The 6,504-nt window shown below is 58.6% G+C and carries 7 protein-coding genes; 3 read left to right on the top strand and 4 right to left on the bottom strand.

The genetic code is table 11. The features are described 5' to 3' along the window. On the top strand, positions 1–658 hold a 658-nt coding region (locus AKL29_RS45810; protein WP_244482516.1), incomplete at its 5' end, for an NAD(P)(+) transhydrogenase (Re/Si-specific) subunit beta. Positions 659–885: 227 nt separating this feature from the next. On the opposite strand, the gene AKL29_RS45815 is transcribed toward AKL29_RS45810, so the two are convergent. Then, positions 886–1,239, bottom strand: a complete 354-nt coding sequence (locus AKL29_RS45815; RefSeq protein ID WP_244482517.1) for a protein kinase family protein — start codon at positions 1,237–1,239, stop codon at positions 886–888. Then, entirely contained in the window at positions 1,224–1,433 is a 210-nt protein-coding gene (locus AKL29_RS45820; RefSeq protein ID WP_244482518.1) for a hypothetical protein, read from the bottom strand. Before AKL29_RS45820 ends, AKL29_RS45815 begins: the two co-directional genes overlap by 16 nt. A 643-nt stretch (positions 1,434–2,076) precedes the next feature. On the opposite strand from AKL29_RS45820, the gene AKL29_RS31055 reads away from it, so the two are divergent. Then, positions 2,077–3,048, top strand: coding sequence for a LysR family transcriptional regulator (locus tag AKL29_RS31055; RefSeq protein WP_063779978.1), 972 nt, complete (start codon positions 2,077–2,079; stop codon positions 3,046–3,048). A 791-nt stretch (positions 3,049–3,839) separates the two neighbouring features. Here the strand turns inward: AKL29_RS31055 and AKL29_RS31060 are convergent. Further along, the gene (locus tag AKL29_RS31060; protein ID WP_050386787.1) at positions 3,840–4,646 is read right to left on the bottom strand and encodes an SDR family NAD(P)-dependent oxidoreductase; all 807 of its coding nucleotides are present in this window, start codon (positions 4,644–4,646) and stop codon (positions 3,840–3,842) included. A gap of 73 nt (positions 4,647–4,719) precedes the next feature. On the opposite strand from AKL29_RS31060, the gene AKL29_RS31065 reads away from it, so the two are divergent. Then, positions 4,720–5,169 carry a winged helix-turn-helix transcriptional regulator gene (locus tag AKL29_RS31065; RefSeq protein WP_050386788.1) on the top strand — a complete coding sequence of 150 codons (450 nt, stop codon included), beginning with the start codon at positions 4,720–4,722 and terminating at the stop codon, positions 5,167–5,169. A gap of 233 nt (positions 5,170–5,402) precedes the next feature. Here AKL29_RS31065 and AKL29_RS31070 read toward each other — a convergent pair whose 3' ends face one another. Continuing rightward, a complete protein-coding gene (locus AKL29_RS31070) occupies positions 5,403–6,245 on the bottom strand; it encodes an AAA family ATPase (protein WP_050386789.1) in 843 nt (280 codons plus the stop codon). Between the last annotated feature and the right edge of the window lie 259 nt (positions 6,246–6,504).

A 6,504-nucleotide genomic window follows, 5' to 3' on the forward strand; every position in this document is an offset into this window, starting at 1 on the left:
TGCGCTGGTCGGCTCCTCCGGCGCGATCCTGTCCTACATCATGTGCCACGCGATGAACCGCTCGTTCATCTCGGTGATCCTCGGCGGCTTCGGCGGCGAGACTGCCGCTGCCGGCGGCGGCTCGGGCGAACAGAAGCCCGCCAAGCTCGGCTCGGCCGATGACGCCGCCTTCATCATGAAGAACGCCTCCAAGGTCATCATCGTGCCCGGCTACGGCATGGCGGTGGCGCAGGCCCAGCACGCGCTGCGCGAGATGGCCGACCTGCTGAAGAAGGAAGGCGTCGAGGTGAAATACGCCATTCACCCGGTGGCGGGCCGCATGCCCGGCCACATGAACGTGCTGCTGGCCGAGGCCAACGTGCCCTATGATGAGGTGTTCGAGCTCGAGGACATCAACTCGGAGTTCGCCCAGGCCGATATCGCCTTCGTGATCGGCGCCAACGACGTCACCAACCCGGCGGCGGAAGAGGACAAGACCTCGCCGATCTACGGCATGCCGGTGCTGCAGGTCTGGAAGGCCGGCACCGTGATGTTCATCAAGCGCTCGCTGGCCTCGGGCTATGCCGGCATCGACAACCCGCTGTTCTACCGCGACAACACCATGATGTTGCTCGGCGACGCCAAGAAGGTCACCGAGAACATCGTCAAGGCGATGTAATTGGACCTGTTTCGGACTTGGCGCTGCCATCCTCTGACAGAGCCGCCAGATTGCGCTTTTCATGAGCGGATCGCTTTCTATGGCGCTCAACCATGGATTCGGGATTTTTTGCTTGTGAGAAAAAGCCGATATGCGACCCGCTCCAGAGATGGCACCTCGTGACCCAAAGGAGACACTGCGGCTCGCTTCGACTGGCCACTCCGGCTCGCATCCGCGACCGAAACAATTCAGTCTTCCGAGCGCAGAGCCGCTTCGATGTGCTGGATCAGCCGCCCCCGCAGCGCAGGCACCGCGTTGCCGAGAACGGCGAAGGTGCGGACGATGGGCAAATACGGCTCCATTGCCGCCGTTTGCTCCGCGAGAGACATGCCGGCCAGCCGCGCATATTCGGATTGCGCCGCCGCATTGGTCACGCGCGGCCGCTCCGGATTGTCGGCGACTTCCGGCCCGAGCTCGGACAGGATCACGGGCAAGAACTCAAGCTCGAGGACGGCGGGCCCGCGCATCGCGCTGACCCAGTCGACCAGCCTTGGACCTTCCGCTGCCATGATCACGTTACCGGGGCTCAGGTCGGTATGCAAAGCCCGTCGCCCGGCAGCAAGCGATCGATCAGCGCGAGGATTTCAGTGGCGATGTGCTTCGGGAGCTTGCCGTCGTCGTGCCTCAACTGAGCCTCCATATACTCGCGCATGGAGAGGACCGCCGGCGGCAGCGGCGTGTTGTGAATGGACATGGCAAGAGCGGCGATGATCGCGCCGGCCTGTTCGAACGTCACCGCGCCGGTTCGGGTTAGCTGCAGCAGGGGTCGGTTCGTCGAGGCGCTTCAGCACGATGCCGAAGCGCCCGTCCCAGGGGGCACCTCGCCGAACACCTCCGGCACCGGAACGCCGGCGGCGTGGACGGCGCGGATCATGTGCACCTCGAACCGGGGCATCCGCCGCTCCGCCGCGGCAAGCCGGGCTTGAACAGTTTGACGACTTGCCCCGGCGCCCAGGCGTAGGCTTTGGAGAGGCGCCTTCACCGATTTTTTCCCACAGCGATCCCTGCATCTTTAGCGCCCGTGTTGCTGTGACCCTCGCCCTTGGTCACTCGTCATAGGCGGAGCGAAGCGACGCCGTTGTTCGAACGGCTATGGCCGGGCATGCCGCCTTCCCCGAAGCTTCGGCGGCCGAGCGAGCATGTTGGCCCGGCGTAGCCATGGCTAGTTGCGGAAAATCGTAAGTTATGAATCTATAGATTCAATTTTATGGAGAAAGTTACTTGACGTTCTGAATGATCAGCATCATGCTGAATTTGAATGACGATCGTCATATTTTGAATTCAAAGACCTCGAGCCGCCCTAATGGTGTCGTCCCACAATTGGGTGGCTTCATTAGCTGATCCGGTGGCAATCGGGCGCATCATCCGGGGAGGAGCGAATGACCGAAGCGAATTGGGACCTTTTCAGGCTGTTCTCAACGGTGACCAAGACCGGCAGCGTCAATCGTGCAGCGCGGCAATTGGGGATGAGCCAGCCGACGCTAAGCAGGCGCCTGAAGGAGCTGGAGCGCTACGTTGGGGCCCCACTATTTTTCCGTATCTCAACTGGCGTCAAATTGACTCAGGAGGGAGAGGAACTCCGACGGTCGGCCGACGAGATGGTTCGCTCCTTCGAGTCATTCAATAAGAATATCTCAGCTCGCGTGAATGATCGGTCGTCGGCAGTAAAGATCTCAGCGACCGAAGGGCTAACGAAGCACTGGCTCCTGCCTCGCATGACAAAGCTGCGAGCTCAATACAATCAGCTGCGCATTGAGATAACATCCACTATTAGCAAGCAGAACCTCGCGGCAAGCGACCTCGACTTCGTGCTCCGCATGGGGCATCCGGGCGACGACGACCTCGTCGGAAAGCGTGTTGCGTCGGTCGAATTTGGGCTGTTTGCTTCTGCAAGTTATCTATCGGGTCGATCGGCTCCTCGATCCTTAGACGAGTTGCCAGAATGCGAGCTCGTATCGACCCCGATGGATTTTGTTGATCTACAGGGCGAACGGGCCGGACAGATGATGCTGCTCACCCGCTTTAAGAACGCTGCAGAGGCAAGCAATGGCCTGCGTATTATGCCGCTCGCGAACCACTTCTCAGCCGTTGGGCAAGGCCTTGGCATCGCTTTCTTGGCCGTGCCCTTCGCGTTGGCAGAAGGCCTCGTACGGGTGTTGCCACAAGAAGCAGCGAATATGGATCTCTGGCTGCTGCGACGCCGAGAGAGCGATCTCAGAAAGATGACGCGCCAAGTTCGCCGCTTCCTTGAAACCGAACTCTCTGAATCTCGCAGTTGGTTTCAGGGTAAATCGGGAATACGAAAGGATTGTAGCACTCGACCCAGTTTATCGCTCGAGCTGAGCACATAGCTAGCGCCTCAGACGCGTAGTGTGGCCTTGCAACGCGATTGTTCTCCCGAACGACCAAGCGCGCGAGCTTTCGCTCGCGGCCGAGCAAGTTTATGATCTCGCCTGATATGACATTGTAGCGAACGCCTGCCACGAGCCGCTTAATGCGCGGATGCCTGTGAGTTCCGAGCGCCGAGCGGGCTTGTCGATGCACAGGTCGACCCACCAATCAAAAGCTTCGGTGAACATGTGACCATGCGGCCGAAGATCCCGGCATAGTTTAGGACGCTACTCTCCGAAGTAGCTAATTGCTTGCTGCCCGCGAGACGAGCGGATTTCACGATGATGATGTCCCTTCTCGTAGAGTGTGAGAGCCCGGACCGATCGAACGCTTGCTATGCTCAATTGGGCTCTGTGGAACTAGTCTGGAAAACAAAATCGCCGATCTTTGTCCGAGCGCCGCGGGGACCATCGGTCGTGACGCGCTTACATTCACGAGCACGCCGACAAGTCGTTGCTCGAGGTCTCAATCGGACGATTCGGATCAAGCTGGAGTGTAAGTATTGATGGTACGCTCAAAGCTGGTTGCGGGCGATCCTGCACACACCGCGCGGCGCTGCAGCGAACCGCATCAGCCGTTCGCGCTTCGTCTGTCCCAACCGCTGGACAGTGTTCCACGCCGACTAGAGCGCAACGAAAAATCTCAACTGAAAGCCAGCCGAACTGAAAGCCTCCCGGACGGACAGTGAATGGAGCCGGTTACCGGCCGGAAGGCAGGAGATAGAACGCTCTCGAGGGCGAAGCTTGGCCGTTCAGGTCCGAGAGAGGGCACGATAGCGCGGCGCAGGTTGCCCGGCGGCCAAGTAAGGCCTGAGAGCTTGACGAGCCGCTTCGTAAGAAGTCCAGACGTTCTCATCGGCAACAGCGGGCAAAGTGACGACCTCACCTCGGTCGAAACCGACAAACGCCGCCTCGACAAGATCTTCAGGGCTCATGATCTTGGAGCGTGGGATCACGCTTTCCGGCACGCGGGCGCGCGCCCACATCTCCGTGTCGATCGGGCCGGGCAGAACTACCTGGAAACGTACGCCGGCATCTTTGGTACTGCCGGCGAGCGATACTGTGAGGTTGAGCAGGTAGTTCTTCGAGCCGCTATAGGCGCCGTCGAACATCTCCGGGGCGAAAGACGTGATCGAGCTGATATTGACCACAGCGCCACCGCCCCGCGCTACGAACGCTTTGGCTGCAGCGATGGAGAGGAGCGTCGGGGCGGTAACGTTGACGGCGATTAAGCTCTCGGCGTCCGCCAGCGTGTTTTGTAGCATCCCACCGTATGACGATACGCCGGCGTTGTTAACGAGAAACGCGATGGTCGAGTCTTCGGTGACGCGCTGAGCCAGTTTCGTCACCTCAGTTGACTTGGAAAGGTCGGACACGATTACCTCCACCGCGCGACCGGTTTCCTCTCGGATCTCCCTCGCGTTGGCTTCGAGTCGCGCAGCATTTCGGGCTACGGCGACCAGGTCATAACCCCGCTTCGCCAACTTGCGAGCATAGACCGCCCCGATCCCGGTCGAAGCTCCGGTAACAATCGCCTTCCGAACTACAGTGTCGGTCATGATATTCCTCTATCTAACTCGTCCATTGCGGAGTAACTTGCATTTCAATACCCTGAGTCACTATCGTTTTGCAATGGACTTCAAAGAAGAATCTAACGATCTCTGTCCCGTGGCTAGCGGTTTGGCTCACGTCGGCGACGCTTGGAGCATGCTGATCCTACGGGACGCCAGCCAAGGCTTGTCGCGCTTTGACCAGTTCCGCACTAACCTCAATATTGCGCCCAATATCCTCACCCGCAGGCTCGCCGCTTTGGTGGAACATGGTTTGCTGGAGCGCCGGCGCTATTGCGAACGACCGCCCCGAGATGAATACGTGCTGACTGAGGCCGGGCGTGAGTTCTTGCCGATATTGGTGCTGCTCGGGGACTGGGCCCGACGGCGGCCCGCCGGTGACCGGCTCAACCGCTTCGTGGACGCCGAAACGGGCCAAGAGATCCGGCCTATATTGATGGATGCGAACACCGGTGCCGATCTGGTCGGCCGGCCACTCAATTTGGTGGCACCGGACAGTGTCAAAGGCTAGCCGTAGCGAGTGGAGCGGTCGTCCGGTTGAAAGGAACGACTGCCCGCACTCCGAGATTTTCACGACGACTTCGATGGCGTACTTGCCCTTGTACGACGGCGGCCATCAGAATGTTCGCATAACGATACCGATCAAGAGCGGACGTCACTAGGTTTTCGATACGAGTATCCGGCTTTTACTTAAGTGAGGAATGTGCGTTGCCCGTTTCGGTCGAGACCTGCTCAGGTCGCTGCTCAAACTTCACGCCGGCTCAAGAATGCCAGGCGTTCGAACAGGTGCACGTCTTGCTCGCTCTTCAAAAGGGCTCCATGCAACGGCGGAATCAAGTTACGCGGATCGCGCTCCCTAAGCATTTCCGGCGTCATCTGCTCGTTTAGCAGAAGCTTGAGCCAATCTAGCAGCTCGGAGGTGGAAGGCTTCTTCTTCATGCCGGGTACCTCCCGAACCTCGAAGAAGATGCGAAGTGCTTCTTCCAGAAGCCGCTTCTGTATGTTCGGAAAGTGCACGTTTACGATGCGGCCAAGAGTGTCAATTTCGGGAAACTTGATGAAGTGAAAAAAACATCGTCGCAAGAATGCGTCCGGCAGCTCCTTTTCGTTGTTCGAAGTGATCATAATAATCGGGCGCTGTTTGGCCTTAATTGTCTGCCCGGTTTCGTAGACATAAAATTCCATGCGATCGAGTTCGAGCAGGAGGTCGTTAGGAAACTCGATGTCTGCCTTGTCAATCTCGTCGATCAAGAGCACCGGGCGCGTCTCGGCTGTGAAAGCCTCCCAAAGCGTTCCGCGCCTAATGTAGTTCTCGATGTCGGTGACGCGGGAATCGCCGAGCTGACTATCGCGTAGCCGCGATACCGCGTCGTATTCGTACAGACCTTGCTGTGCCTTCGTCGTCGATTTGATGTGCCATGTTAAGAGTGGCGCCTTGAACGCCTTGGCAACTTCCTCGGCGAGCACTGTTTTTCCGGTCCCTGGCTCGCCCTTGATCAGTAGAGGGCGCTCCAGAACGATCGAGGCATTGACCGCAATTTCTAGGTCGTCGGTTGCCACGTAATCTTCGGTTCCCTTGAACTTCATTGTGAACTCGTCGTTTGAGCAAAGCGGTTTTCAGATGGGTAATAGGTGGTGCAACGACTGATCAAGTCAGAACTCGGGGAATGCCTATTCGAAGGTGTTGTGGGCCTATTCACCGCTGAGTATTGCGGGGTGTTTGTCCGGCTCGCGGAGATAGGGCAGTCGAGATACAATGTGCCATCTCGATCTGCTGCACCAAGGGTTACACATGTTCCTGCAGTTCTTCACATCACTGCGCGACGCCCAGGTCCCCGTGACGCTA

It is taken from the genome of Bradyrhizobium pachyrhizi (assembly GCF_001189245.1).
Classification (GTDB): domain Bacteria; phylum Pseudomonadota; class Alphaproteobacteria; order Rhizobiales; family Xanthobacteraceae; genus Bradyrhizobium; species Bradyrhizobium pachyrhizi.